The sequence below is a fragment of the Streptococcus sp. STC1396 genome, from assembly GCF_058933875.1.
In genome coordinates this window covers 63,087-88,750 of the sequence record NZ_JBZYCU010000006.1, presented here as the reverse complement: position 1 = coordinate 88,750, position 25,664 = coordinate 63,087, and the positions used below count along the sequence as shown (strand labels likewise).

Genomic DNA, 25,664 nt, shown 5'->3' with positions numbered 1-25,664 from the left:
ACTCATGCTCAAGGCGATATTTTGGGGTACTCGTCGGTAGAGTGGATTAGTTTGTCCCGCGAAAGTGATATTCAAGAAATTATCAACCACAAAGCCCTCACTTATATTATACTTCTAAATGAGGGCTTTTGTCTTTATTTTCGTGTTTCTGTGGGTGACGGCTATGTCGTCATGGCTGTCTGTCCCACTCTCATATTTATAAAAGATAGATTTAGTGTACTACTTGTTTTGAATCGCTTCTTTTACTTGGGCAATGGTGACAGGTTGAGAGTTTCTATAAACGACTTTGTTGCCTTTAGTATCAAGAATTTCTCCGACTAGAGGTTCGCTACTATCTGCAGATTTAACAGAAAACCCACCACCCATGTTTTCAGGATAGGCAATGATAGTATCCTGGTCTGAAAATTGATTTAATGTTTCCAAGAGATTAGGATTTTTAGAAGCTTGTTTTACCATTATCTCTAGAGTTGGTGGTTTCGCTTGGATATCCTCGCCTTTATCATTTGCAAATATAATATTACTTCCGATAAGGACAGAAGAAATTAGAGTAAGGATAAAAGCACATGTAGTGACTTTCTTGAGCATGCTGAGTCTCCTTATCTATTTTCTATGATGTATCGAGTCGTAGTTATTAGTGTAGTGTAAAATGCGAAAAGATATATCGGTTAGTTCTGACGTATTAAGCCAGAGAAACATAGTTTCCTAATTTTTTCCTTTCTATCTCTAGTTAAGTGATAGGGCTTCCATTAATATTGTACTTTTTTTGAAATGTAAGGAAAGAAACTTAAATAAAAAAGTAACTTTAAAAATAATATAAGAGTCATTTAATCATAGATTTTAGTTCAAGGATTGGTTTAGTTCCACCACTTCCAACCCTGTATCCGTAAGTCGATAAATCTTCTGACAGACTTCTTTGAGAAAGATGCGATCGTGGGAGACAGCGATGATAGCGCCGGGATAGGTGGCCAATAGCTGGCGAACCTGAGGCTGAGAGGTGGGAGAGAAGTTGCGGGTTGGCTCGTCCAGAAGGAGAACATGAGGGCGGTCTAGGACTAGTTTGAGTAGGAGGAGCTTGGCTTTTTGACCTCCGGAAAGCTGCCCAATCGGGTGGCGAGCCTCGTCGCGCGTGAACTGGAGATTAGCTAGATGGGTCAGAATTTTCTCCTCCTGAGCCTTGTCGCCAGAGGGAGCTAGAAAGTCCAAAGGAGAGCTTTCGTCATCCAGCAAGTCGCCATAGTGCTGGGACATGTAGCCGACCCGCAGATCTGTCCGCTCACGCAGAATCTTCCATATTTCCTTAAGTAGAGTAGATTTTCCTGCACCATTGGCGCCAATCAGTCCGATTTTTTCCTGACCGCAGACCTCCAGAGTCAGGTTCTCCGCTAACTGTTGTCCGTCTACTTCCAGTTTTATGCCTTCTAATTTTAGGATTCTTTTGGTCAATGGAAGAGCTTCTATGTCTGAGAAGTGAAGGCTGATGGCATCTTCCTGTGTCGGGATTTCGGTCATTTCAGCACCTGCCTTTTCGAATCGTTTGCCCTGCGAAAGAACGTTTTTCATCTTCTTAGCCACCAGTCGACCTGCAGTAGAATCATGGGTATTTCGTAAAGTATGCTCCACACTCTGCTTAACCCGTCGGTGTTTTTCCATGGTCTTGGCGTGCTCTTCCCGCTCTTTCCGTGCTAGTTGTCCCTGTTTTTCAAAGGTCTCCTGACGCTGATGGCGGTAGTTTTCATAGTCCAGACTCTTGACGCTGGTTCTAGCCTCCTGTTTCTTTTTGATTCGCTCCAGATGAACAATCTTGGTCGCAGCTTGAGCGAGGAAGTGCTCGTCGTGAGAGACGAAAAGGACCGTTCTCTGGCTACGGCTGATAAAGTTTTCCAGCCAAGTTAGAGTTTCGAGATCGAGGTCATTAGAGGGCTCGTCAAGAAAGAGAATATCCCAATCACTGGCTAGTTTCTTGATGAGCTGAACTTTAAGCTTTTCTCCTCCAGATAGGCTAGAGAGCTGCTGCTGACTGGCAAAACGCTGGCTGTCAAAGTTGAGCTCTCCAGCGTAGCGATAGAGCTTGGCATAGTCCAGCTCAGTCTCAAAATCAGCAAAGAAATAGTCATTGAGGGTCAGTTGGGCATCCTCTGAAGGCAGCTGCTGGGGCAGGTAAACAGCAGCAGTATAGGACTTATCAATCTGCCCGCTGTAGCTGACATAGGAGCTGACCAGTCGCTCGTCTAGCAGGAGCTTGAGCAGGGTGGACTTGCCATTGCCCTCCTCGCCGATAATAGCGACCTTGTCTCCTTGATTGACGGTCAGTGTCAGATCTTTGACCAGCTCCTTCAGGTCTTTTAAGTGGGTAATGGTTAGATTTTTTATTTGCAGCATAGATGTCTCCTTCGTTTTATAACACAAAATACAGCCCTGCTTTATTTAGCAGAGCTGTTTTTAATTGCACAAAGAAGACACAGGAGTGTCAAAGTCAGGTCTTTCGTATATGGTCTCCCAGCCTATACTGCCATAGGAAGGACAGGATTGGTCTAAAAACCAACGGAAGCTAGAGAGCACACAAAACGACAGACCTGCGGATATGCAGAAACATGACAAAATCTACTAAATAAAGTTTCCTTTAAAAAATAGACTTAATTTTTCATGTCTCCGTGTACCTCCGAAATCATTCTATCTTTAGTCTAGCAAAAAGGGCAAAACAAGTCAATAAAAATCCTGAAAAATTACTTTCAGGATTCGTCACATTTATACATTGAGCACCTTGTCCAAGAAGTCCTTGAGACGTGGATGCTGAGGGTTATCGAAGATTTGGTCTGGTTTACCGTCTTCTAGGAATTCACCATCAGCAGTAAAGATAACGCGATTGGCAACTTGACGGGCAAAGCCCATTTCGTGAGTCACAATCAGCATGGTCATACCTTGCTGAGCCAGATCCTTCATAACGTTGAGAACGTCGCCGACCATTTCAGGGTCAAGGGCAGAAGTCGGTTCGTCAAAGAGCATAATGTCCGGGTTCATAGCCAATCCTCGAGCGATGGCCACCCGCTGTTTTTGTCCTCCTGACAAGCTGTCTGGTTTGGCATCGGCCTTGTCCGCCAACCCTACCTTTTCCAAGAGTTCCATACCAAGTTTATCTGCCTCAGCTTGGCTCATTCGCTTGTGCTCAACTGGAGCAAAGGTGATATTCTGTAGGACGGTCATGTGTGGGAAGAGATTGAAGTGCTGGAAGACCATTCCGATGTCTTCACGAACATGGTCTACGTTTGTAGCTTTATCTGTCAGATCATAACCATTGACGGTAATCGTTCCACTGGTCACTTCTTCGAGCAGGTTCAAGCTGCGTAGGAAAGTTGATTTCCCAGAGCCAGAAGGTCCGATGATACAGACGACATCCCCCTCGTAAAACTTAGCAGTAATACCTTTCAGAACTTCGTTTTCTCCATAGTATTTATGCAAATCGTTGACATCAATTTTTAATTTTGCCATTACTTAATCCTCTTTTCTAAGCGTTTTGCCAAGCGAGTCAAGAGTGTGATGATGACCAAGTAGAGCACTGCTAGGATGGCATACATCTTGAAGCTCTGATAGTTACGGGCAATGATGATCTTACCTGTTTGGAAGAGCTCGACAAGTCCGATAGCTGATACGATAGTCGTATCTTTAAGGGCAATGACGAACTGGTTGACAAAGTTTGGCAGCATAATTTTGGTTGCTTGAGGCAGGATAATCTTGCGCATGGTCTTTCCATACGAAATCCCTAGACTTCGGCTAGCTTCCATCTGTCCAGCTGGAACAGCTTGAATCCCTCCGCGAACAATCTCAGCGATATAGGCACCGGCATTGAGTGACAGGGCAATCGTCCCTGCGACAAAGTCGTTAATCGGACTTTGCTGACCAGTCATAGACTCAAGGAAGTTTGGAATTCCCCAGAAAATGAAGGCTGCCAGAATCATGAGTGGGATACCACGAATAACATCGACAAAAATTTCTGAAATAATGCGAAGCGCTTTGATTGGGCTGACGCTAAACATTCCAAAGATGATCCCAATTACCATGGCAATTGCAAAAGAAAGAAGTGCCAGAGCGATAGTAACACCCAGACCGCTCAAAAGTTGTTTGTAGTTGTTTTGCAGGAGTCCCCAGATGGTTGTTTCGTCAACGGTCGTAGAATCATCTTTGTCAGCTGATAGATATTTATCAAGGATTTCTTGGTATTTACCATTTGCTTTCAGATTGGCCAGACCGTTATTGAACATTTCGATAAGCTCAGAATTGGTTCCTTTTTTCACTGCAAAAGCAACTTCACCACTAGGAGTTCCTTTAATTGGCGTTTTCATTTTCTTGCCTTGGTTGATGGCATATTTGACAACGGGCTCGTCGTCCATAATGGCAGCAACAGAGCCAGAGTTTAGGCTGTCATACATCGAAGAACCATCTGAAAAAGTTTTGATTTTATAGCCGTATTTGCTTTGATTTTCGACGAGGAAGGTTTGAGAGGCTGTACCATTTTTGACTCCAACGGTCTTTCCTTTCAAGTCGTCATAAGAGCTAATAGTGCTTGATTCTGTCACCGCAAGGATAGAGTTAGCTGTGTAGTAAGGTTCAGAGAAATCAAAGGTCTCTTTACGAGCATCTGTCACAGACATCCCTGCAATCATTCCGTCAGCTTGGCCAGATTGAACAGCATTGATGGCAGCATCAAAGCCAGGGTTAGAGATTTCAAGTGTAAAACCTTGGTCTTCGGCAATAGCTTTAATCAAGTCCATGTCAATACCAGTGTATTGGTTACTATCATTTTGGAAAACGAAAGGAGCAAAGGATGAGTCGCTGGCAATCGTATATTTAGCTTTGACTGGAGTGGCTTTTTGACCAGACTTGGTTGTGGTCTCTGGTACTGCTGAATTTGTTGAAGTTTTGGAAGCAGCAGTCCACTTGTTGATGATGTCCTTCAAGGTGCCATCTTTTTTCATCTGAGCCAAGGCTTCGTTAAACTCAGTGACTAGGTATTCGTATTTGCTGCCTTTTTTGACACCAAATGCAAAACTACCAACAGCCTCACCCTTCATTGAAATTTTCAAATCTTGACCTTGGCTGATTGCGTATTCAATAACGGGTTGGTCATCCATGACTGCGTCAACCGCTCCAGCTGACAGACTATTATACATGAGATCACCCGTATCAAACGTTTTGATGGTGAAGCCATACTTATCTTTGATTTTTTCAAGGAAACGCTGAGCAGCTGTACCGTTTTTGACACCGACTGTTTTTCCTTGGAGTTGATCATAGGATTTTATTGTATTGGCTTTGGTCGTTGTGATGACAACTTTTGTGTCATAATATGTGTCAGACATGGTAAAGACTTTTTCGCGTTCAGCAGTCTTGGTCATACCTGCCATAATAGCGTCGGCCTGTCCCGCTTGGACCGCATTAACAGCAGCATCAAAGCCAGGGAAGGACATATTGATATCCCATCCTTTGATTTCAGCGACCTTATTGATAATGTCTACATCAATTCCTTTGTATGTTTGGTCGGAATCTTTAAATTCAAAAGGCGCATAAGCCGTGTCAGATACGATTTTGATTGTATCTGCATGAATTGTTGTCCCTAAGGCAAAGATAGGGAATAATGTTAGCAGAAAAGCTATGATTTTTTTCTTCATACTTTCTCTCCTTTGGTAGAATATTGTCTGATTATATCAGAAAAATTTGAGAAAGGCAAATATTTTTTGAATTCCATGTCATATTTTCTAACACAAAGCATAAGCGGTGCCAATATTAAGCGCTGTTTTACTTTGCTTGGATAATATGCTAGAATTGAGACACACATGTGGGTTTGAAGGAAATTTATATGAAGGAAATTAAAAGTGATATTTTGATTGCCCAACAATTAGGGGCTGCTTTGAGAACTGGGGCAGAGGCACTCATCAGTATTGCAGATGTCTATAAAGATGAGCAAACTAAGCTTTTGGGAAATGATTCTGCACATCATGCAATAGAGCTTTCTCAAAGCAAGGCTAAGGATATTTCTGTTGCTATTCAATCAGTTTGCGCCAATATCAAAAGCGTTGCAGAGGAATTTCAAGCTATTGATGAGGCTAGTGCCAGTAGATTTCAGCTGATGGAGGGCCGAAATCGTGAATAAAGAGCAGAAGCTCTATGAACTGAGAAAAGAGGAAGCACGGCTGTTTCGACAGAAGGAAAGCTTGCTGAAGGAAAAAAGCTTGCTGGAGAATCAAATAGAAGATTTTGAAAGGTATTGTTCAGATGCACAAACAAAGCTCTGGGATTCTTTCGAGACTTATCCTTGTTCCAGAATCTTTTTTGAGCAGTTGCAGTCAGAGGCATCTCATGAGTCGCGTATGATTTCTGAAAGCTTCTTTGATGATTTGGATAAAGTGAATCTTCAAAAGTGGAAGTTAGAAGATGATTTAAATGACGTCTATCACGAGCGTATCAGAATCAACCAAATGGAGGATGAAGAAGATGGGAATTGAAGTTTATTGCGGAAGCTTAGATGCCCAGGCCGAGAGTACAACAATTATGACTAAAAGCCAGCTGGAGTGCTATAAAGAATTGGGGAAGGCTCTGGAACAAGCGGAGAATTCTGCATCCTCCTTATCTGGTAAAGCTTATGATTCTTTTAGAGCTTTTATCAGCGATGTCATTGTCCCTTTAAAGGAAGCAGGAATAGCCTTATCTGAAGCGACTCAGATAGATGTGCAGTCTCTTCCAAAGGAGTATCGTACACAAGTTGCGGATGAGGATTTACAGGAGGATAAGCTGGTAGAGGATATTCAGCGTTATGACCAGCTTCTTGCAGCTAATCTAGATTTACTAGATGCCATTGTGACAAGTAAGTCCACTAGTCCGGGTAGTTTTCAACGGCTACAGGGACTGCAGAAACTGAACGACACCTATACTGCAGCTCGAAAAGAGCTTCAGGAAAAGTTGGATAAACTCCGAGCTTTTGATGCCAGTTCGTCTGAAATATTCGGAGATATTGATGCTTTGGTGCAAGCGATTGATACTGGTGTGGGGCAGCTAGCTAGCTCTTGGGATGCTAATACAGGGACCTATAGTATTCCTGCGGATTTATCGTGGACGACAGTAACGGGAGAACTAAAAGCAAATCGTGATTTTGCTAAGAAATATCAGATTGAGCGACCACAAAATCTGTCATGGAAGGAATACAACTCTTATATCACAGGTCTGCGCCAACAGGCCGAAGAGTTGAAGAAAGTTGATGGCTGGGATGATACCGCGGTAAAAAGTTATGTCACTCAGGTTAAATCAAGCACAGCAAAACTTCAGACGGGCCAAGAGTTCTACAATAAACGTGATGAACTCTATGCTCAGACCAAGGAAGTAGGATCTGACGTCTACACAGGCATGTATGCAGCAAGTAAGATGAGTTCCAGAGACAAATTAGAATTAGTTCTCAAACATTTAGGGGCTGAGGTGGATGGATATAATTTTATGCATTTAACCAGTACAACTCATAAATTTTCTGATAAAATGGCGCCTCATGGAGATTTTTTGATGTATTTTAGAAAAGATGTAATTTTGACTTTTAAGGATAAATCGCTGAAGGACGATAAATCTGGGTTAGGTCAGCAGATTCACCTTTTCCGCTATTATCTGGATCGTCAAGCAATTTACTATATTCGAAATAATTACGACGGCGCTAATGACTATGAAAAACTCTTGGCTTACGGCAAGGAGCAAGGACTTACCTTTGATTATACAACGGGAGCTAACTATCACAATCGTTATGATAAAGCAACAGAGTTTTTTACACGTCCTTACAATATGAAGGTGCAAGTTCCTAAAGAAAACACAGTTCGTTCAAAAAAAGATTTAAATAATGCTCGGATGGTTGAATTTATTGTGAATCTCGAAACAGGAGAATTTGAGACTCAGTGGGATGCCTATGATCAGCATAAATTGCCTGATGGTAGATACGATTCCAATCCAGAACATTATACTCATGATGAATTGCATGAAATTGCTAACACGGAATCCTTTAACTACGGTCCATCAAAAGGGAATAATGACGCAGTCACAGGAATTTATGCCGGTCAACATAATAGATTGGATGTTACACAGCCGGCAGACTCTGAGCTCAGGCAAAAAGCCAAGAATATCTTCAAATCTGAAAGTGATTTGGGTAAAAAGGGCGGCCAGTATGCAGATATTGTAAAAGGAGGAGGACACAAAGATTATGAAGCTTGGCAAGAAAGAACAAAGGGCATGTCCGAAGATGAAAAAGTGGCAGAGTATAATAAATATAAGGAGTATGCGAATAAGCTTGGTGCTACTCCTGGTTATAGCGATTATTCTAATAGTAAGGACTATGGTTGGGACCACTAATAATGCTCGAGAAGTTCTTGAACATAAACGCTTTGTATTAGTTCAAAATCCCAAGTTTATAAAAAGTAAAGGTGATCATTATGGCAAAGGCTTTGATCTATATGATAAAAAATATTTTAATCCTAATCAGGCTGCTATAAAAGATAATTCTATTTACGGAGGAGCTAATAACAGTAATGCAACAGAATTTTTTATAAGAATGAAAAACTTTGAGTTCTCTTCTGCACTCTTAAATTCGAATTTTACAACTGATGAAATAAAAAAATCAAACTATCAAATTACTCGCTCACCTGAATCGCTGGTGAATAAATCCTTATTAAAAGAAAAATATCCACCCGAATTTGAGTTACAATACTTCTACAGGGAAGAAGATCAGTTTTCAAAGGTGCGCATCACATACAACAAAGATTTTCTGCCAACCAAGATAGAATGGTATTACAAAGGCGAAGAAGGGCTTAAATGGTACACTTGGCGGACTTATTCTTATCCCTTCAAGAATAAGGCGGAATTTGATAAACGGTTAGACGAAGAAATAGCCAACATTGAAGAGATTGCTAGAGAAAACGAAGGGGACTGATAGCTCTCTCTAACTTGTTTTCATACTATAGAATCAATGAAGAATAAGGCGAAGAGGATTAGATAATTGAAACTTGGCAAGAAAAATAAGATTATGTTTGATTGCGTTTGTTCAAAAAACCAAGTTTATAAAGAACAGAGGTGAGGATTGTGGCAAGGGCTTTGATTTATAGGATAAAAATTTTCAAATCCTAATCAGGCAGCTATAAAAGATACTTCGCTTTTTACGCATACTGTAGTAATATTTTATGGTAATTAAAAAAAGGAAGGAACATGTTTATGTTTAAATCACGTATGTTGGAAAATGTTAAACTGTCTCGCTACATACCGGCCATTTGGTTGGCAGTTTTACTTGCGATCGGTTTTGTCTATTTAGGAGAAATAATTGCATTTGCTGGAATGATTCCGGTGGGGCTGATCATCGGGATCTTGCTTGGTCTTGCAAATCCAGCAGCTGATCGGACGGCAGTTATGGAAGTGGTCGGACATTATGGTATCTTTTTTCAGCTGGGTAGTTTTTTCTTTATTGGTCTAGTTGTTTTTTTCTGGGTCAAGTTTGGAGAAAAGAGACCTTTTTCCAGTCTGGGCTTCTTTAAGAGAGGATGGCTGAAAGAGCTGGGCAGAGGCTTCCTGATTGGGGCAGCACAGTTTTCGCTCGTCGTCGCTTTGTTCTTGCTAACGGGTACGGGAAGCCTAGAATGGTCACAGCTTAGCTTAGAACCATTTCTCTTTATCCTTGCTTTGATTCCTTTTTGGATTCTTCAAGGGGGAGCGGAGGAGTTGGTTACTCGTGGCTGGCTCTTTCCAGCAGTTAGCGCTAAGTCAAATATCTTCATTGGTATCTTGATTTCTAGTGCTCTATTCGGGGCATTGCACCTTTTTAATCCTGGTGTGACAGTCCTTTCCATTGTTAATATTGTTTTGGATGGTATCTTTGCTTGTTTCCTTATGCTCAAGTATGACAACATGTGGGTATTGGCTGGCATGCATGGAGCTTGGAACTTTGTCCAAGGAAATATCTATGGCATCCAGGTCAGTGGTCAAGGAGCTATTGCCTCTGTCTTCAACTACACTTCCCAATCTTCTATGGACTGGCTTTCTGGCGGTGCCTTTGGCGCAGAAGGCTCTGTTATTAGCAGTATCGTTTTGATTGGCTGCATTGCCTATCTTTACTGGTCACTCAAGAAAGAAAATCGCCTGCCTCAGGCGCTGATCTATAAAAAATAACCATTTCGCCCAGTTGAGCTGGGCCTTTTTTATGTTTTTTAACGAGAGGTGTGACAAGAGACAGACGATGGTAAAAGCGTGGCCATTCTACCTACACCCAAACCCAGAGAAAATGTGTCAAATATGATAAAATGATAGAAGCACAAGTTAAGGAATAAAAGATGATTAACAGAATAACAGATAATAAATTTGAATTGATTTCTAAGTATGAGCCTTCAGGTGACCAACCTCAAGCTATCGAGCAGCTGGTGGACAATATCGAGGGGGGCGAGAAGGCTCAGATTCTCATGGGGGCGACTGGTACAGGTAAGACCTATACCATGAGTCAGGTTATTGCTCGGGTCAACAAGCCGACTCTGGTTATTGCCCATAATAAAACGCTGGCCGGGCAGCTCTATGGTGAGTTCAAGGAGTTCTTCCCCAATAACGCGGTGGAATACTTCGTTTCCTACTATGATTACTACCAGCCAGAGGCCTATGTGCCTTCCAGCGATACTTATATCGAAAAGGATAGTTCGGTCAATGACGAGATTGATAAGCTCCGTCACTCAGCGACTTCTGCCCTCTTGGAGCGCAATGACGTAATTGTCGTGGCTTCGGTCTCTTGTATCTACGGTCTGGGTTCGCCTAAGGAATACTCCGACAGCGTGGTAAGCTTGCGTCCTGGACTAGAGATTTCCCGTGACAAGTTGCTCAATGATCTGGTAGATATCCAGTTTGAGCGCAATGACATTGACTTTCAGCGGGGGAAATTCCGAGTTCGTGGCGATGTGGTGGAGATTTTTCCAGTTTCTCGTGATGAGCATGCCTTTCGGGTGGAGTTTTTCGGAGATGAGATTGACCGGATTCGTGAGGTTGAAGCCTTGACAGGTCGAGTTTTGGGTGAAGTGGACCATTTAGCCATCTTCCCAGCCACTCACTTCGTGACTAATGAAGACCACATGGAAGTAGCCATTGCCAAGATTCAGGCCGAGTTGGAGGAGCAATTAGCTGTCTTTGAAAAGGAAGGCAAATTGCTTGAAGCCCAGCGTTTGAAACAGCGAACAGAGTATGATATAGAAATGCTGCGTGAGATGGGCTATACAAATGGGGTTGAGAACTATTCTCGCCACATGGATGGACGGAGCGAAGGTGAGCCTCCTTATACGCTTCTCGACTTCTTCCCAGATGATTTCTTGATTATGATTGACGAGAGTCACATGACTATGGGGCAAATCAAGGGCATGTACAATGGAGACCGTTCGCGTAAAGAAATGCTGGTTAATTATGGTTTCCGTTTGCCATCAGCTTTGGACAATCGACCTCTACGCCGGGAGGAGTTTGAGAGCCATGTGCATCAGATTGTTTACGTTTCAGCAACACCAGGTGATTATGAAAATGAACAGACCGAGACAGTAATTGAGCAAATCATTCGCCCGACTGGGCTTTTAGACCCTGAGGTGGAAGTCCGTCCGACTATGGGACAGATTGATGACCTTTTGGGTGAAATCAATGCCCGTGTTGAAAAGAACGAACGGACCTTTATCACTACTTTGACTAAGAAAATGGCAGAGGACTTAACCGACTACTTCAAGGAAATGGGTATCAAGGTCAAGTACATGCACTCAGATATCAAGACCTTGGAGCGGACTGAGATTATCCGTGATTTGCGCTTGGGTGTCTTTGACGTTCTGGTTGGGATTAACCTTCTACGCGAGGGAATCGATGTTCCCGAGGTTAGTCTGGTGGCAATTCTTGATGCGGACAAGGAAGGCTTCCTCCGTAACGAGCGTGGTCTGATCCAGACCATTGGACGGGCAGCCCGCAACAGCGAAGGGCATGTGATTATGTATGCAGACACCATGACCCAGTCCATGCAGCGAGCTATCGATGAAACTGCCCGTCGTCGGGCAATCCAGATAGCTTATAATGAAGAGCACGGCATTGTACCGCAGACTATCAAGAAAGAAATCCGCGACCTGATCAGCGTGACCAAGGCTGCCCTGCCAGACAAGGAAGAAACTGTCGAAATCGAAAGTCTCAATAAGCAAGAACGCAAGGACATGATCAAGAAACTGGAAGGTCAGATGCAAGAAGCTGCCGGACTTCTGGACTTCGAACTGGCTGCACAGATTCGCGATATGATTTTGGAAATAAAGGCGATGGATTAGGGATATCAAGGAGAAAAACAAATGGTCATCACTATCAAAGTAATGGAAACAGCTGAGGAGATAGAAGGGAAATCCCGAGTTCATTGGCAGACATGGCGTGAAGCTTATGATGAGATTTTGCCTGAGGAATTTCAAGAGCAGATGACTTTGGATAAGTGCCGATTTTATAGTCAAAAGTACCCTGAAAATACCTTGATTGCCTTGGATGATGCTAAAGTGGTTGGCTTTGTTAGCTACGGTGATTTTCAAGATTCAGCTACGATTGCGGGTGAAATTTTCGCCTTGTATGTCTTAAAAGATTATTATGGCAAGGGTGTAGGACAGCAGCTAATGCAGACTGCTTTTGCCGCTTTGGATGGTTATCAAGAGATTATATTATGGGTTTTAGAAGATAACAAACGTGCCATCGCCTTTTATGAAAAAATGGGTTTTGTTTTTGACGGCGAGGAAAAGGTCATTGACCTCGGGAAAGGCGTGAAAGAAAAACAGATGATCTACATTAGAAACTCTAGCAGTTAGTTTGGAAATAATAGATATATTTTTAAGGAGCACACATGCGTTATGCACTTTTACTCCGTGGCATCAATGTCGGCGGGAAAAACAAGGTCGTTATGGCTGATTTGAAGAAGGATTTGGCTGGGTTGGGTTTTGAAAATCCAGTTTCCTACATCAACAGTGGTAATCTTTTCTTTGATAGCGAGGAGCAGGAGGAGAGGATTCGGGAGATTTTGACGGCTTATTTCAGTCAGTCTTATGATTTTCCTCTGCCTTTTGTCCTGATCAGCTCTGCTATGCTTCAAAAAGAAACAGCCAATCTACCTACTTGGTGGCAGGATGAAACAGCTTTTCGGCGAGATGTTCTCTTTTATCTGCCGCAGACAGACAGGGAGAATGTTCAAGAGCTGGCTGGCAGTTGGGCAAATGACAAGGAGCAACTGCATTTTGGGCAGACGGCTTTCTTTTATAGCAATGCTGATCAAGCGGATTACCTCAAGTCCAACTACCATAAGAAACTGCTCAAGTCTAGTTTTTACAAGCAACTGACCATCCGGAACGGCAAGACTTTCCAGAAGATTGTGGAGTTGGTTCATGAGAACAAAAAATAAACTATTTAAGAGTTGATACACAAGCTTTTCTTTGACGATGAGAGGTCTAGATAAGAAATGTTGGAGTCGTTAAATGATAATTAAAAAGCCGCTTTATTTTACTAAAGTGGCTTTTGTGCTTGCTCTGACAAATCTAAGGGCATAAAGGCGGCCATGACACGGCCGATGACCTTGGGTTCTTCCTGATGTGGGATAAATTTATCGCTGTATTTTTTATTGAGAGAGATGAGTCGGATGCCGGCTGGGTCATTGAAGACTCTTTTCAGAATTGTCTGACCGTCGTAATCAATAGCATAAATGGCGCCAGCAAATTCAAAATGTGTATTCTTGATGAGAGCTACAGATCCTTGCGGATACTTTGGCTCTAACGAATCCGTGCGGATCCAGAGAGCAATATCATAGTCAATTTTTCTATCCAGCCAAACCAGATCGCCCTGCTCTTTCTTATGGACAAAAGTATAGTAATCCTCGTAGACCATGTAAGGGAAATAGTTTTCTTTTAATTTCATTTCCAATTCTTGGTCTTTTAATTTTTTTTCAGTTAGTGCGAGAATCTCTTTCTGATTTTCCACGTCTAGATCTTGGTAGAGCTGAGTCAACTCGGTAAATTCCTGTGGAATATCTGCCGTGAGTCGGTAGCGGGGGTCGATTTCCTCTACTGTAATAGCAAAAAAATCAGCAATTTTTTCTATATTTGCTGCGATTGGCAGTGAAGTTCCTTTGATATAACCTGTTAGAGTGCTCGCTGGAATGCCAGTTTCTCTAGATAATTCAATTTGTTTTTTTCCTTGCTCTTTGAGCAATTCTTTAATTTTTTTGGAAATGGTCAGCGTTGCTGCTTTATCCTGTGGACTTGCCGTTCCTCTTCCTCTTGCCATGAAATCAACTCCTTTTCTCTCTTATTTTAGCGAATTAAATCGAAAAAGTAAAGAGCCGAATGCCAACATTCAGCTCAAAAGGTGAAGATTTAAATTTCGTAGCCCAGCAAGAGTCCACCTTCTTCCGCATAAAAACTGCAAAGTCCAGAAGTTGGTAGGAATGAAATGTCGGCAGCTGGGAATTTTTCTTTGATGAGGCTAGAGAATTGCTGGCAAAATTTCTCGTTATTGCGATGAGCAATGATAATGCGACCTCCCTTATATCCAGCTTTCAGAACTTCATCGACAGCAGCAGTCAGGGCTTTTTTAGCACCTCTGGCTTTTTGGAGCAACTCAAGTGTCCCCGTCTTGCTGGCTTCGCCGACCATCCGAATATTTAGGAGTCCAACAACTGCACCAATCAGCTTATTGAGACGGCCATTTTTGACCAGATTATCAACTTTAGCTAGAACAAAAAGGAGTTTTGTCTTTTCTTGGTAGTGAGTGATGGCTTCCACGATTTCATTAAAAGAAAGCCCTTCTTTGATGAGTTCGTTTAACTTTGTGATGATGAGATCAACTTCGCCTCCAGCGGAGAGGCTGTCAATCACATGGATATTAGCTTCTGGGCGTTCTTCTAAAAAGAGCTTTTTAGCCAACTGGGCGCTGTTGTGACTACCAGAAAGGGAGCCTGTGATCGTCACGACAAAGATATTTTCAGCTCCTTCAAAGCTTCTGAGGTAGTCATCAGGGCTTGGGCAGGCTGACTTTGAAGCGGTTGAAGTAGCGTACATTTTTTCCATCATGTCATCAATATCAAGATTTGCATCGTCCACAAAAATCTCACTATCCACCTGAATAGTCAGCGGTACGCTTTTAAAGCTTGTATCGTTTGCTAAATCAGCAATCTCGCGGTAATCACAACCAGAATCGGCAATTATTTTCCAAGTCATTTTTTCTCCCCCTCATCAACCTTAGGCATTGACAAAGAACATGTCTTTTCTTACAATTATATCATGAAGATGGCTTGATATAAAGGCCTAATTCTCAGCTGATACAGGAAGAAAGAAATTGTTATGGCGGAAAAGAAAATATCAGAAAAATCCCTTGCAAATTTAAAAACTTATAACCAAGAATCTAATCGAATTACAAAGGAATCCTTGGAAATTTCTCTGATGCAACTGCTAGAGAAGAAAGATTTGAAAAAGATTACCATCTCTGAGTTAGTCGAGCGGGCTGGAGTTTCGCGCGCAGCCTTTTATCGTAACTATAGCTCCAAAGAAGAAATTCTAGAGGGGATTTTCCAAAATACGGTTCAGGGAATTGTCGATAAACTGGAGCAGTTTAATTTCAAGACAGAAATGTACCAGATTTGGCTTTTTCTTTTTAAGGAAGCCAAGAAAGAGGCGCGTGTTATCAGTCTGGCTATTGATTATAATTTTGAAAAGTTGCTGACGCAGGCGGTCTTTGATTTCCTTGAAAAGCGCAGCAAAAGTGGGAAAAAGACAGCTAATTCCTATATGAATTCATTCTGGAGTTCTGCGGTTGTTTCGGTGCTTTCCAAATGGATCAAAGAAGGCATGAAGGTTCCAGCTGAAAAGATAGCTGCTTTGGGGATGCCACTTTTTCCACAGAAAAAGAAGAAATAAGCTTGGGCTATGGCCATATAGTTTATAACTTTTCCTGGCAGTTACAAAGCAAAAAGAGCCAATCTCAGGCAAATTTTCCAAGAGGAAATGATGAGATTAGCTCTTTTAATTATTTTGCAGCTTAGTGTGCTACGCGTTTACGGGCTGCTTTCTTACGATTTTCTTCGATGAAAGCTGCTTTTTGTTCTTCTGGTTCGATGACTTTTTTCTTAAAGGCATAGACTGCACCAGCAAGAGCAGCAACAGTACCTGCTACACCTGTAAGAACGCCTTTTCCAAATCCTTTAGCCATGTGATTTCTCCTTTTCTGAACTTTTATTATTTATGTTATAATTAATAGTAACGAAAAATCAAAATTTTTTCAAGGAAAAACGATGAAAACCAAGATAATTGTAATAGTGGGGCCGACGGCAGTTGGGAAAACGGCTCTGAGTATCGAAGTAGCCAAGCGCTTCAATGGCCAAATCATCAGCGGTGATAGCCAGCAGGTCTATCGTGGCTTGGATATTGGCACGGCCAAGATTCGTCCTGAAGAGCAAGAGGGCATTCCCCATCATCTGCTGGATGTGCGGGAGGTTGGAGAAAGCTACTCGGCCTATGATTTTGTGACTGAGGCGTCTCAGACTATTCGTGAGATTGCAGCTCAAGGACAGCTTCCCATCATTTGCGGCGGCACAGGGCTCTATATCCAGAGCTTGCTCGAGGGCTACCATCTGGGCGGCTCCGTCCCTCACGAGGAGATTCTGGCCTATCGGTCGCAGCTGGATACTTGGTCAGATGAAGCTTTGTTTGGGAAAATAGCAGAGCTGGGTATCGAGATTCCTCAGATAAATCGACGCAGGGCTATGAGGGCGCTAGAGATTGCTCAGTTAGGCGGGCAACTAGAAAACAATCTTCCAGACTATGAAGCTCTGCTGATTTGTCTAGATGATGAGCGGGAGCGACTTTATGAGCGGATCAATCAGCGGGTAGATCTGATGATGGAAGCCGGACTTTTAGAAGAAGCCCGCTGGCTTTACGAGCAAGCCCCGACCAGTCAAGCCAGTAAGGGTATCGGCTACAAGGAACTTTTCCCCTACTTTGAAGGTCAGATGAGCCTAGAAGAGGCGGTGGACAAGCTCAAGCAGAACACCCGCCGTTTCGCCAAGCGCCAGCTGACTTGGTTTCGCAACCGGATGTCTGTAACCTTTTATCAGGTGGGAAATCCAGACTATAAAAATCAGGTCATGGAAGCCATTAGGAAGTTTTTGGACAAGTAGCTGGCTGACCAAGTCTTAGTAAGGATATGAAATGATAGAAACAGAGAAAAAAATAGAGCGTGTCTTTCTGGTCGGTGTGGAACTACCAGACACGGAGAATTTTGACCTATCCATGGAGGAGTTGCAAAGTCTGGCTAAGACGGCAGGGGCTGAGGTAGTTGGTTCCTATAGCCAGAAGCGGGAAAAGTATGACAGCAAGACCTTTGTCGGTTCTGGCAAGTTAGAAGAAATCCGGCAGATGGTTGATGCCGAAGAGATTTCGACAGTTATTGTCAATAACCGTCTGACACCTCGCCAAAATGTTAATCTGGAGGAAAGTTTGGGGGTCAAGGTCATTGACCGGATGCAGCTGATTTTGGATATTTTTGCCATGAGGGCTAGGAGTCATGAAGGCAAGTTGCAGGTGCATCTGGCCCAGCTCAAGTACCTGCTGCCTCGCTTGGTTGGTCAGGGCATCATGCTCAGCCGTCAGGCTGGTGGAATTGGCTCCCGCGGGCCTGGTGAAAGCCAGCTGGAGCTCAATCGACGCAGTGTCCGCAATCAGATTCATGATATTGAGCGCCAGCTCAAGGCAGTTGAGAAAAACCGGGCTACCGTTCGTGAAAAGCGACTGGAGTCCAGTATTTTCAAAATCGGCCTCATCGGTTATACCAATGCTGGAAAGTCTACGATCATGAACTGCTTGACTAGTAAGAGTCAGTATGAGGCCGATGAACTCTTTGCGACGCTAGACGCCACGACCAAGAACATCAATCTCAGTGGCCAGCTCAATGTCACTCTGACGGACACAGTTGGCTTCATTCAGGATTTGCCGACGGAGCTGGTGTCTAGCTTTAAGTCCACTCTGGAAGAGAGTAAAAATGTCGATTTGCTGGTTCATGTTATTGACGCCAGCGACCCTCATCATGAGGAACATGAAAAGACCGTTCTGGACATCATGAAAGAGCTGGACATGCTGGATATTCCCCGGCTGACTCTCTATAACAAAGCGGACAAGGCTGAGGATTTTACTCCGACCTTGACTCCTTATTCTTTGATTTCGGCTAAGGCGGACAATAGCAGGGCTGTTTTGCAGCAAGTCCTGCTGGAGCGGATGAAAGAGCTCTTTTTGCCTTTTACCATCAAGGTAGCTCCGGCTAAAGCTTACAAGATTTATGATTTAGAGAAAGTAGCGATTATCGGAAATCGAGAATACATAGACGACGTCGAAGCTATTTCAGGCTGGATTGCCGAGAAAAATAAATGGAAACTGGAAGAATTTTATGACTGATTATATTGATTTGGCCCTGAAATACGGCGGTTTTACTAGTCTAGACAGGGTTTACTTAGAGCAAGTATTGGCTGGTCTGACGGAGGAGCAGAAGCTTAGCTTCATCACACCGCCGCCCAGCGTTATCAACGCTTACTTTGCAGAGCTTTATCAAAAGAAAAGTCCGGAAGCCGCGACAGCCTATTTTTTAGAAATCAGCCAAGCGCTGGACTTGTGGAATGCGGAGCCTAGCTTTGTAGAAAGCAAACCTTTTGTAAGACTTAATCTTTCTGGCAAATCCTATGGATTTTGCTATGAGAGTGAGGAAGTCGGCTTGGTATTCCCTGAAAAGCCAGAGCCGGTAACAGCTGACTTGCTCTTTGAAATCGCTCAAGTCTTTCCCCAGTACTTGGTCTACGAAGAAGCTGGGAGAATAAAAATGGCACCTCTCAAAGCTGAGTCTCAAGTCGTGGATAGTCAGGCTCTGACTGCTTTGACCGATTGGCAGCAGCTGGCTGATGGCAGCCAGAGGGTTCTGGGCTACAATCAAGATGAAGTCAGTCAGCTGGCTCAGTCCTATGCTGGCAGGAAATACTATCACTCGCAGAATCGCTCTGCCATGATTTATATCATTTAGAAAGAAAAACATGCAATTACAATTTTTAGGAACAGGAGCCGGTCAGCCCTCCAAGGCCCGCAATGTGTCCAGTCTTGTCCTCAAGCTTTTGGAGGAAATCAATGAGGTCTGGATGTTTGACTGTGGCGAAGGGACGCAGCACCAGATCTTGGAGACGACGATTAAACCGCGCAAAATCAGCAAGATTTTCATCACGCATCTGCATGGCGACCATATTTTTGGCTTGCCGGGCTTTTTATCCAGTCGTTCTTTTCAGGCTAATGAAGAGCAGACGGACCTAGAGATTTTTGGTCCCAAAGGTATTAAGAATTTTGTCCTGTCTAGCCTGCGCGTGTCTGGTTCTCGTCTGCCTTATCGGATTGATTTTCATGAGTTTGATGAAAACAGTCTGGGCAAGATTATGGAAACGGACAAGTTCACTGTTTATGCAGATAAGCTGGATCACACGATTTTCTGTGTGGGCTATCGGGTCATGCAGAAAGATTTGGAAGGAACGCTGGATGCGGATAAGCTGCGGGCAGCAGGTGTTCCCTTTGGTCCCCTCTTTGGTAAAGTTAAGAACGGTCAGAATATCGTCCTCGAAGATGGCACGAAGATTATCGCAGCCGATTATATCTCAGCTCCTCGTCCGGGCAAGACCATTGCTATTCTAGGTGATACTCGGAAGACTGCTGCCAGCGTTCGCTTGGCTGTATCAGCAGATGTGCTGGTCCATGAAGCAACCTATGGCAAGGGAGATGAAAAGATGGCTCGCAAGCATGGGCATTCTACCAATATGCAAGCAGCAGAAGTAGCCAAGGAAGCTGGTGCCAAGCGCCTCCTCCTCAATCATGTCAGCGCGCGTTTCTTATCGAAAGACATTAGCCAAATGCGTCGCGATGCCAGCGCTGTCTTTGACAATGTCCATGTGGTCAAGGATTTGGAAGAGGTTGAATTGTGAGAAACATCATCATCACAGGGGCTAGCGGTGGATTGGCTCAGGAAATGGTTAAGCTCTTGCCCCATGACCGACTGATTTTGGTCGGGCGAAGCAAGGCTAAGCTGGAAAAACTCTATGGAGAAAATGACAATCTTGACCTAGTGGAGCTGGATATTACAGACAGCTCGGCTTTGGAGAGCTTTGCTGAGCGGATTGACAGCCAGTACGGTCCTGTCGATGTCCTGGTCAATAACGCTGGCTATGGAATTTTTGAAGAATTTGACAAAATCAGCTCAAGCGATATCGAGGCCATGTTTGAGGTCAATACCTTTGCCCTGATGAATCTGTCCCGTATCTTTGGGTCTCGTATGAAGCAGAGAGGTCAGGGGCATATCGTCAATATCGTCAGTATGGCCGGCCTCATTGCTAGTGGCAAGTCCAGTCTCTACTCGGCAACCAAGTTTGCAGCAATTGGCTTTTCCAATGCCCTGCGTTTGGAACTTCTGCCTTTTGGGGTCTATGTCACGACGGTAAATCCCGGTCCTATCAAAACTTCCTTTTTCGATCAGGCAGATCCTGACGGCTCCTATGTGAAAGCAGTTGACAAATATATGCTTGAGCCAGACTTTGTAGTGAGCAAAATTGTCAGCTCCTTTGGCAAAAAGAAGCGGGAAATTAATTTACCTGGGATTCTCAATCTAGCTCATAAGCTTTATACACTTTTTCCAAGAATGGCCGACAAGATGGCAGCCAATATGTTTAACTACAAGTGAGGTTTTATGACAGCTAATCTACAAGCTTACAAGGCTCATCTGCAGGCGCCTTGGGGCAAGCTTCAGTATGATATTGTTTTTGCCTTTCTAGAGTCACTTAAGGGCCAGAAAATTCTTGATTTCGGTAGCGGTTTTGGGATTGTGGCTGATTTTCTAGCGGAAAAGAACCAAGTGACCGCCATCGAGCCGAACTCAGAAATGATTGCTGAGCGCAAGCAGAATTTTTCCTATGAGCAATTGCAAGGTAGCCTAGAAGTTCTGCAAACATTGCCAGTCCAGTCTTTTGATGTTATCATCTGCCATAATGTTTTAGAGTATGTATCTGAGCCATCCCTTTATTTAGCAGAATTTTCTCGCCTCTTAAAAAAGAATGGCAAAATCTCTCTGGTTAAGCACCACGAGGTTGGGCGCATTATGCATACAGTGGTTTTTGAAAATGACCCAGAAAAGGCCCAGCATTTTTTGGCAGGTCAGGAATATCAAACCCACAGCATGGGAGCTGCTAAGGTCTATCAGGTTCAGGAAATGATCTCAGGTCTGCCATTAGAAGTTGAGGATTATCAGGGAGTACGGATTTTTTACGGGCTGCAATCCAATGACTACAAAACGGCCCCTGACTGGGCTGAAAAGATGCTTGAGATGGAGCTGGCTGTCTGCAACAAATCACCTTATCGGGACATCGCCGCCTTTCAGCATGTTTGGCTGAGCAAGCACTAAATCTATTTATTAAGCACAATCTTCCTAGGGAGAACTATTTATGGCAGAAAGAAATGTCAGAGAGCCTGAGCAGCCGATCAACTACGCCATGCTAAGTTTATTTCAGTATCTGGCTTCAATTTTGGTAATTCTGGTTCACTGCCAGAGGCTTTTTGAACATGAAGCTCTACATTTTATTCAGAAGAGTATGTTTGGCCGCATGGCGGTCCCTTTCTTTTTAATTTCTTCAGCTTTTATACTTAAATCCAGCTTGGCTAAGAAGAAGGAAATGAAGGTCTACATTAAGCGGGTTTTGAAGCAGTATCTTTTGTGGAGCGGAATTTATATCCCTTATGCCTTGGCCTATTTTTGGTCGCTTCCACTCCCTAAACATTATGCTCCTTTAGCCTTATTGGCTGGGCTTTTGTATATCGGTTTATGCTATCAGCTTTGGTATATTCCTGCCTTTCTCTTAGGACTTTTACTTGTTCACTATTTTTATAGAAAATGGGGTGCTAGAAAGACGGGGATATTTTTACTCTTGCTTTATGTAATCGGCTCGATTGAGACATACTACGCTTATTTTTCAAATAGCTGGCTTACCCAGTCATTTGATGCCTATGCTAAAGTTTTCTTCACCACCCGAAATGGCATTTTCTATACTCCTATTTTTATTTACTTGGGCTATCTCCTTTATGATTATCGTCATTTCAGCCTTTTCAAGGACAATTTTGGGAAAAAGCTATTCTTATCTGGCCTTCTTTTGCTGCTAGATGGGTGGATTGTCTTTATTCACCAAGGAATTGATAAGAACTTCTTTTTGGCTTTGCCTATTTTTTCATTGTTTCTGGTGAATTGGGTTTTACGGACCAAGGTAGGTCAAAAGTGGCGTCTTTATCACCTTAAAGAATTGAGCGTTTTATATTTCTTTTTGCATCCAATTTTTATAGAATCCTCTTTTTATCTGCTCCAGAAGACCGATTTTGCCAAATGGCAGCAGGGAAGGATTGTATTTTTGCTAACTTTGCTCTTAACTCATCTAAGTGCAGAAGTCATTTTATTGGCTCGGAAGCGCTTGTTCTTGAAGCAAAGACTTACAAAGGGAATAGGATGACGAAAGAAAGCTAGTGAGTCGGATATGCCGATTGGAGAAGTCCTAACTGGTAAGAGAAAATCCACCCAAATTGCTCTTACCCAGATTTTGACCGAGCGAGGAAGATAAATCATAAAGTGATGGGACAGAAGAAATATTCGTGCCTTTTTCTTCTGTTCTGTTGCTTTTTCATGTTATAATATTCAGACAAGATTGAACGGAGAAAGTGTTTCACTTATCATGATTAGCTCAAAATACGACTGGCAGTTTGCCACTAATTTTACAGACGAAAAATTTTTAAAAAAGGCTAAGAAAGCTGGCCTAGAACCCGCCGCTGCCAGTCTTCTTTATCAGAGAGGTGTGCAGACTGAAGAGGCCTTGCAGGAATTTTTGGAACCTAGTTTGGATCTGCTTCACGACCCTTATGACCTGCATGATATGGAGAGGGCAGTGGAGCGCATTCGCTCAGCGATTGAGAATTACGAGCAGATTTTGATCTACGGCGATTATGATGCTGATGGGATGACCTCCGCATCGATTGTCAAGGAAGCCTTGGAGCAGCTGGGGGCTGAGTGTCAGGTTTATCTGCCCAATCGCTTTACGGATGGCTATGGTCCTAATAGCAGTGTTTACAAATATTTTATTGAAAATCAAGGCATCTCGCTCATTATTACAGTAGATAATGGAGTGGCTGGCCTTGAAGCTATCGAGCTGGCCCAGTCTCTGGGCGTGGATGTCATCGTGACGGATCATCACTCCATGCCTGAGGAGCTGCCAAACGCCTATGCGATTGTCCATCCGGAACATAGCGAAGCGGATTACCCTTTCAAGCATCTAGCTGGTTGTGGGGTGGCTTTTAAGCTAGCAACAGCCTTGCTGGAAGAAGTCCAAGTCGAACTTTTGGACTTAGTTGCCATTGGCACCATTGCCGATATGGTCAGTCTGACAGAAGAAAATCGAGTTCTGGTCAAATACGGACTTTCCGTTCTCAAAAATACCCAGCGAGTAGGACTTCAGGAGCTCTTCAAAATCGCTGGTATTCAGCCAGATGAACTGGATGAAGAAACGGTTGGCTTCCAGCTTGCTCCCCGACTCAATGCTTTAGGACGATTGGATGATCCCAATCCAGCGGTTGAGCTTTTGACAGGCTTTGACGACGAAGAAGCTCGCGACATTGCTCTCATGATCAACCAGAAAAATGACGAGCGCAAGGAAATCGTCCAGCAGATTTATGAAGAAGCACAAACCATGTTGGACCCTAAGAGACCAGTGCAGGTGTTGGCCAAGGAAGGCTGGAATCCCGGTGTGCTAGGGATTGTCGCTGGGCGCTTGCTGGAAGAGCTGCACCAGCCAGTCATAGTGCTCAATATTGAGGATGGCATCGCTAAGGGTAGCGCCCGCAGTATTGAAGCGGTCAATATTTTTGAGGCCTTGGACAGCCATCGTGACCTTTTTGTAGCCTTTGGTGGCCATGCTGGAGCAGCTGGAATGACTCTCGAAGCAGATAAACTGTTGGAGCTTGCTGATATCTTGACAGCTTATATCTTAGACAATGATGTAGATTTGACTGGCAAAACAGCCCTGCACTTGGATGAGGAGTTGTACTTGCCAGAACTAACCCTCGATACACTCAAAAGCTTTGAAAAACTGGCTCCTTTTGGTATGGACAATAAGAAGCCGCTTTTTTACCTCAAGGACTTTAAAGTGGACAATGCTCGGACTATGGGGGCTGGCAATAGCCATCTCAAGCTGAAAATTTCTCAGGAAGATGCATCTTTTGAAGTAGTAGCTTTTGGGCAAGGAAGCTTGGCGACAGAGTTTGCCCAGACCAAGAATCTGGAGCTAGCTGTCAGCCTCTCTGTCAATAAATGGAATGGACAGACCAGTCTCCAGCTCATGCTGGTAGATGCCCGTGTGGACGGTGTTCAGCTTTTCAATATCCGCAGCAAAAATGCGACGCTGCCTGACAAGGTTCCAGTCTTGCGTTTCACAGAGGAATTGCCGGATTTGTCAAATAGCAGAGCAGTTGTGGTTTATGACCTGCCTGATGATTTGCAGCTCTTGAAGAAGATTCTTCAGTCTCAAGATTTCGAAGCTATTTACTTTAAGAATGAGATTGCCAAGCCTTACTATCTGACCGGTTATGGTACTCGTGAGCAATTTGCTAAACTTTACAAGACAATCTATAAGTTCCCTGAATTTGACGTTCGCTATAAGCTCAAGGACCTAGCAGCTTATCTGAAAATTGACCCCATTCTCTTGGTCAAAATGATTCAGATTTTTGAAGAACTGGGCTTTGTCAGCATCACAGAAGGCGTCATGAAAGTCAATAAGGAAGCTGAAAAGAAAGAAATTGACAGCAGTCACATTTATCAAGACCTCAAGCGCCTGGTCAAGGAGCAAGAACTCATGGCTTTGGGCACCGTGCAGGAGATTTATGACTATCTCATGGGTAAATAAGCGACAAACCTCCGTATTTTACAAATATTTTACATGTTAAAATATTTGATAGTCTGCTACAGCCTTTTTGAATAAAACATGATATAATAGAGAGTAAAAAATTTTTTTGAAAGAAAGTATATTATGAATTTAAAAGATTATATTGCAACCATTGAAAACTACCCTACGGAAGGTATTCTCTTCCGTGATATTAGCCCTTTGATGGCTGATGGGAATGCCTATAGCTACGCTGTACGTGAAATTGTACAGTATGCGACTGACAAGCAGATCGACATGATCGTTGGTCCAGAAGCGCGTGGCTTTATCGTAGGCTGTCCAGTTGCCTTTGAATTAGGAGTTGGTTTTGCCCCTGTTCGTAAGCCTGGTAAACTTCCTCGCGAAGTCGTTTCAGCTGACTATGCCAAAGAATATGGTGTAGATACTCTGACCATGCATGCGGATGCAATCAAACCTGGTCAACGCGTTCTGATTGTAGATGACCTTCTTGCGACTGGTGGAACAGTGAAGGCGACGATTGAGATGATTGAACGTCTTGGCGGTATCGTTGCTGGCTGTGCCTTCCTTATCGAGTTGGATGAGCTGAAGGGCCGCGAAGCAATCGGCAATTATGACTACAAGGTATTGATGCATTACTAAAGATATA

At 43.4% G+C, this 25,664-nt stretch carries 25 protein-coding genes; 18 read left to right on the top strand and 7 right to left on the bottom strand.

What is annotated here, in order from left to right; translation table 11 throughout:
* Positions 1-219: 219 nt before the first annotated feature.
* The 4 genes from AC5FEC_RS03495 to AC5FEC_RS03480 form a co-directional block, all read right to left on the bottom strand.
* Positions 220-585 carry a hypothetical protein gene (locus AC5FEC_RS03495; RefSeq protein WP_493661314.1) on the bottom strand — a complete coding sequence of 122 codons (366 nt, stop codon included), beginning with the start codon at positions 583-585 and terminating at the stop codon, positions 220-222.
* A gap of 252 nt (positions 586-837) precedes the next feature.
* Positions 838-2,379: an ATP-binding cassette domain-containing protein gene (locus AC5FEC_RS03490; protein WP_493661313.1), complete on the bottom strand. Its 1,542-nt coding sequence runs from the start codon at positions 2,377-2,379 to the stop codon at positions 838-840.
* A gap of 366 nt (positions 2,380-2,745) precedes the next feature.
* The gene (locus tag AC5FEC_RS03485; protein ID WP_493661312.1) at positions 2,746-3,486 is read right to left on the bottom strand and encodes an amino acid ABC transporter ATP-binding protein; all 741 of its coding nucleotides are present in this window, start codon (positions 3,484-3,486) and stop codon (positions 2,746-2,748) included.
* On the bottom strand, positions 3,486-5,660 hold the full coding sequence (locus AC5FEC_RS03480) for an ABC transporter substrate-binding protein/permease (RefSeq protein WP_493661311.1): 2,175 nt from the start codon (positions 5,658-5,660) through the stop codon (positions 3,486-3,488). Before AC5FEC_RS03480 ends, AC5FEC_RS03485 begins: the two co-directional genes overlap by 1 nt.
* Positions 5,661-5,848: 188 nt before the next feature.
* On the opposite strand from AC5FEC_RS03480, the gene AC5FEC_RS03475 reads away from it, so the two are divergent.
* From AC5FEC_RS03475 to AC5FEC_RS03440, 8 genes are all read left to right on the top strand, one after another.
* Positions 5,849-6,142: a TIGR04197 family type VII secretion effector gene (locus AC5FEC_RS03475; protein ID WP_493661310.1), complete on the top strand. Its 294-nt coding sequence runs from the start codon at positions 5,849-5,851 to the stop codon at positions 6,140-6,142.
* Positions 6,135-6,494, top strand: a complete 360-nt coding sequence (locus AC5FEC_RS03470; RefSeq protein WP_493661309.1) for a flagellar hook-associated protein — start codon at positions 6,135-6,137, stop codon at positions 6,492-6,494. The genes AC5FEC_RS03475 and AC5FEC_RS03470 overlap by 8 nt, the downstream gene beginning before the upstream one ends.
* Entirely contained in the window at positions 6,484-8,370 is a 1,887-nt protein-coding gene (locus AC5FEC_RS03465) for a DUF3114 domain-containing protein (RefSeq protein ID WP_493661308.1), read from the top strand. The genes AC5FEC_RS03470 and AC5FEC_RS03465 overlap by 11 nt, the downstream gene beginning before the upstream one ends.
* A complete protein-coding gene (locus AC5FEC_RS03460; protein WP_304948769.1) occupies positions 8,354-8,947 on the top strand; it encodes a hypothetical protein in 594 nt (197 codons plus the stop codon). Before AC5FEC_RS03465 ends, AC5FEC_RS03460 begins: the two co-directional genes overlap by 17 nt.
* A gap of 278 nt (positions 8,948-9,225) precedes the next feature.
* Positions 9,226-10,173, top strand: a complete 948-nt coding sequence (locus AC5FEC_RS03455) for a CPBP family intramembrane glutamic endopeptidase (RefSeq protein WP_493661307.1) — start codon at positions 9,226-9,228, stop codon at positions 10,171-10,173.
* Positions 10,174-10,334: 161 nt separating this feature from the next.
* Positions 10,335-12,323: an excinuclease ABC subunit UvrB gene (gene uvrB / locus AC5FEC_RS03450; protein ID WP_493661306.1), complete on the top strand. Its 1,989-nt coding sequence runs from the start codon at positions 10,335-10,337 to the stop codon at positions 12,321-12,323.
* Between the two features lie 21 nt (positions 12,324-12,344).
* Positions 12,345-12,842, top strand: a complete 498-nt coding sequence (locus tag AC5FEC_RS03445) for a GNAT family N-acetyltransferase (RefSeq protein ID WP_234550071.1) — start codon at positions 12,345-12,347, stop codon at positions 12,840-12,842.
* A gap of 35 nt (positions 12,843-12,877) precedes the next feature.
* Positions 12,878-13,429, top strand: coding sequence for a DUF1697 domain-containing protein (locus AC5FEC_RS03440; protein ID WP_493661305.1), 552 nt, complete (start codon positions 12,878-12,880; stop codon positions 13,427-13,429).
* A 101-nt stretch (positions 13,430-13,530) separates the two neighbouring features.
* On the opposite strand, the gene AC5FEC_RS03435 is transcribed toward AC5FEC_RS03440, so the two are convergent.
* Both AC5FEC_RS03435 and AC5FEC_RS03430 read right to left on the bottom strand, forming a co-directional pair.
* Positions 13,531-14,307, bottom strand: a complete 777-nt coding sequence (locus AC5FEC_RS03435; RefSeq protein WP_268735796.1) for an XRE family transcriptional regulator — start codon at positions 14,305-14,307, stop codon at positions 13,531-13,533.
* An 89-nt stretch (positions 14,308-14,396) separates the two neighbouring features.
* Positions 14,397-15,239: a DegV family protein gene (locus AC5FEC_RS03430; RefSeq protein WP_493661304.1), complete on the bottom strand. Its 843-nt coding sequence runs from the start codon at positions 15,237-15,239 to the stop codon at positions 14,397-14,399.
* 123 nt (positions 15,240-15,362) lie between these two features.
* On the opposite strand from AC5FEC_RS03430, the gene AC5FEC_RS03425 reads away from it, so the two are divergent.
* Positions 15,363-15,935 (top strand): TetR/AcrR family transcriptional regulator, encoded by a 573-nt coding sequence (locus AC5FEC_RS03425; RefSeq protein ID WP_037615450.1) that lies wholly within the window; start codon positions 15,363-15,365, stop codon positions 15,933-15,935.
* 121 nt (positions 15,936-16,056) lie between these two features.
* Here the strand turns inward: AC5FEC_RS03425 and AC5FEC_RS03420 are convergent, their stop codons facing one another.
* Complete coding sequence (locus tag AC5FEC_RS03420; protein ID WP_005590510.1) at positions 16,057-16,227, bottom strand: DUF3042 family protein; 171 nt, start codon at positions 16,225-16,227, stop codon at positions 16,057-16,059.
* Between the two features lie 82 nt (positions 16,228-16,309).
* Here AC5FEC_RS03420 and miaA point away from each other — a divergent pair, with 82 nt between their 5' ends.
* The 9 genes from miaA (at position 16,310) to AC5FEC_RS03375 (ending at position 25,657) form a co-directional block, all read left to right on the top strand.
* Positions 16,310-17,194, top strand: a complete 885-nt coding sequence (gene miaA / locus AC5FEC_RS03415; RefSeq protein WP_493661303.1) for a tRNA (adenosine(37)-N6)-dimethylallyltransferase MiaA — start codon at positions 16,310-16,312, stop codon at positions 17,192-17,194.
* A gap of 31 nt (positions 17,195-17,225) precedes the next feature.
* On the top strand, positions 17,226-18,464 hold the full coding sequence (gene hflX, locus AC5FEC_RS03410; RefSeq protein WP_493661302.1) for a GTPase HflX: 1,239 nt from the start codon (positions 17,226-17,228) through the stop codon (positions 18,462-18,464).
* Entirely contained in the window at positions 18,457-19,080 is a 624-nt protein-coding gene (locus AC5FEC_RS03405; RefSeq protein WP_493661301.1) for a cystathionine beta-lyase, read from the top strand. Before hflX ends, AC5FEC_RS03405 begins: the two co-directional genes overlap by 8 nt.
* A 10-nt stretch (positions 19,081-19,090) precedes the next feature.
* Positions 19,091-20,020, top strand: coding sequence for a ribonuclease Z (rnz, locus tag AC5FEC_RS03400; RefSeq protein WP_493661300.1), 930 nt, complete (start codon positions 19,091-19,093; stop codon positions 20,018-20,020).
* Positions 20,017-20,772 carry an SDR family NAD(P)-dependent oxidoreductase gene (locus tag AC5FEC_RS03395; protein ID WP_493661299.1) on the top strand — a complete coding sequence of 252 codons (756 nt, stop codon included), beginning with the start codon at positions 20,017-20,019 and terminating at the stop codon, positions 20,770-20,772. Before rnz ends, AC5FEC_RS03395 begins: the two co-directional genes overlap by 4 nt.
* Before the next feature lie 6 nt (positions 20,773-20,778).
* Positions 20,779-21,489 carry a methyltransferase domain-containing protein gene (locus tag AC5FEC_RS03390; RefSeq protein ID WP_493661298.1) on the top strand — a complete coding sequence of 237 codons (711 nt, stop codon included), beginning with the start codon at positions 20,779-20,781 and terminating at the stop codon, positions 21,487-21,489.
* Between the two features lie 40 nt (positions 21,490-21,529).
* Positions 21,530-22,582: an acyltransferase family protein gene (locus AC5FEC_RS03385; protein ID WP_493661297.1), complete on the top strand. Its 1,053-nt coding sequence runs from the start codon at positions 21,530-21,532 to the stop codon at positions 22,580-22,582.
* A gap of 219 nt (positions 22,583-22,801) precedes the next feature.
* Positions 22,802-25,021: a single-stranded-DNA-specific exonuclease RecJ gene (recJ, locus tag AC5FEC_RS03380; RefSeq protein WP_493661296.1), complete on the top strand. Its 2,220-nt coding sequence runs from the start codon at positions 22,802-22,804 to the stop codon at positions 25,019-25,021.
* Positions 25,022-25,144: 123 nt separating this feature from the next.
* Positions 25,145-25,657: an adenine phosphoribosyltransferase gene (locus AC5FEC_RS03375; RefSeq protein WP_037615461.1), complete on the top strand. Its 513-nt coding sequence runs from the start codon at positions 25,145-25,147 to the stop codon at positions 25,655-25,657.
* Positions 25,658-25,664 lie beyond the last annotated feature (7 nt).

Coding starts and splice junctions, on each gene's coding strand:
- miaA (WP_493661303.1), top strand. CDS start 16,310: ATGAAAACCAAGATAATTGTAATAGTGGGGCCGACGGCAGTTGGGAAA.
- AC5FEC_RS03460 (WP_304948769.1), top strand. CDS start 8,354: ATGGTTGGGACCACTAATAATGCTCGAGAAGTTCTTGAACATAAACGC.
- recJ (WP_493661296.1), top strand. CDS start 22,802: ATGATTAGCTCAAAATACGACTGGCAGTTTGCCACTAATTTTACAGAC.
- AC5FEC_RS03495 (WP_493661314.1), bottom strand. CDS start 585: ATGCTCAAGAAAGTCACTACATGTGCTTTTATCCTTACTCTAATTTCT.
- AC5FEC_RS03455 (WP_493661307.1), top strand. CDS start 9,226: ATGTTTAAATCACGTATGTTGGAAAATGTTAAACTGTCTCGCTACATA.
- AC5FEC_RS03435 (WP_268735796.1), bottom strand. CDS start 14,307: ATGGCAAGAGGAAGAGGAACGGCAAGTCCACAGGATAAAGCAGCAACG.
- AC5FEC_RS03490 (WP_493661313.1), bottom strand. CDS start 2,379: ATGCTGCAAATAAAAAATCTAACCATTACCCACTTAAAAGACCTGAAG.
- AC5FEC_RS03430 (WP_493661304.1), bottom strand. CDS start 15,239: ATGACTTGGAAAATAATTGCCGATTCTGGTTGTGATTACCGCGAGATT.
- AC5FEC_RS03480 (WP_493661311.1), bottom strand. CDS start 5,660: ATGAAGAAAAAAATCATAGCTTTTCTGCTAACATTATTCCCTATCTTT.
- AC5FEC_RS03390 (WP_493661298.1), top strand. CDS start 20,779: ATGACAGCTAATCTACAAGCTTACAAGGCTCATCTGCAGGCGCCTTGG.
- AC5FEC_RS03375 (WP_037615461.1), top strand. CDS start 25,145: ATGAATTTAAAAGATTATATTGCAACCATTGAAAACTACCCTACGGAA.
- rnz (WP_493661300.1), top strand. CDS start 19,091: ATGCAATTACAATTTTTAGGAACAGGAGCCGGTCAGCCCTCCAAGGCC.
- AC5FEC_RS03405 (WP_493661301.1), top strand. CDS start 18,457: ATGACTGATTATATTGATTTGGCCCTGAAATACGGCGGTTTTACTAGT.
- AC5FEC_RS03465 (WP_493661308.1), top strand. CDS start 6,484: ATGGGAATTGAAGTTTATTGCGGAAGCTTAGATGCCCAGGCCGAGAGT.
- AC5FEC_RS03445 (WP_234550071.1), top strand. CDS start 12,345: ATGGTCATCACTATCAAAGTAATGGAAACAGCTGAGGAGATAGAAGGG.
- uvrB (WP_493661306.1), top strand. CDS start 10,335: ATGATTAACAGAATAACAGATAATAAATTTGAATTGATTTCTAAGTAT.
- AC5FEC_RS03440 (WP_493661305.1), top strand. CDS start 12,878: ATGCGTTATGCACTTTTACTCCGTGGCATCAATGTCGGCGGGAAAAAC.
- AC5FEC_RS03475 (WP_493661310.1), top strand. CDS start 5,849: ATGAAGGAAATTAAAAGTGATATTTTGATTGCCCAACAATTAGGGGCT.
- hflX (WP_493661302.1), top strand. CDS start 17,226: ATGATAGAAACAGAGAAAAAAATAGAGCGTGTCTTTCTGGTCGGTGTG.
- AC5FEC_RS03425 (WP_037615450.1), top strand. CDS start 15,363: ATGGCGGAAAAGAAAATATCAGAAAAATCCCTTGCAAATTTAAAAACT.
- AC5FEC_RS03485 (WP_493661312.1), bottom strand. CDS start 3,486: ATGGCAAAATTAAAAATTGATGTCAACGATTTGCATAAATACTATGGA.
- AC5FEC_RS03420 (WP_005590510.1), bottom strand. CDS start 16,227: ATGGCTAAAGGATTTGGAAAAGGCGTTCTTACAGGTGTAGCAGGTACT.
- AC5FEC_RS03385 (WP_493661297.1), top strand. CDS start 21,530: ATGGCAGAAAGAAATGTCAGAGAGCCTGAGCAGCCGATCAACTACGCC.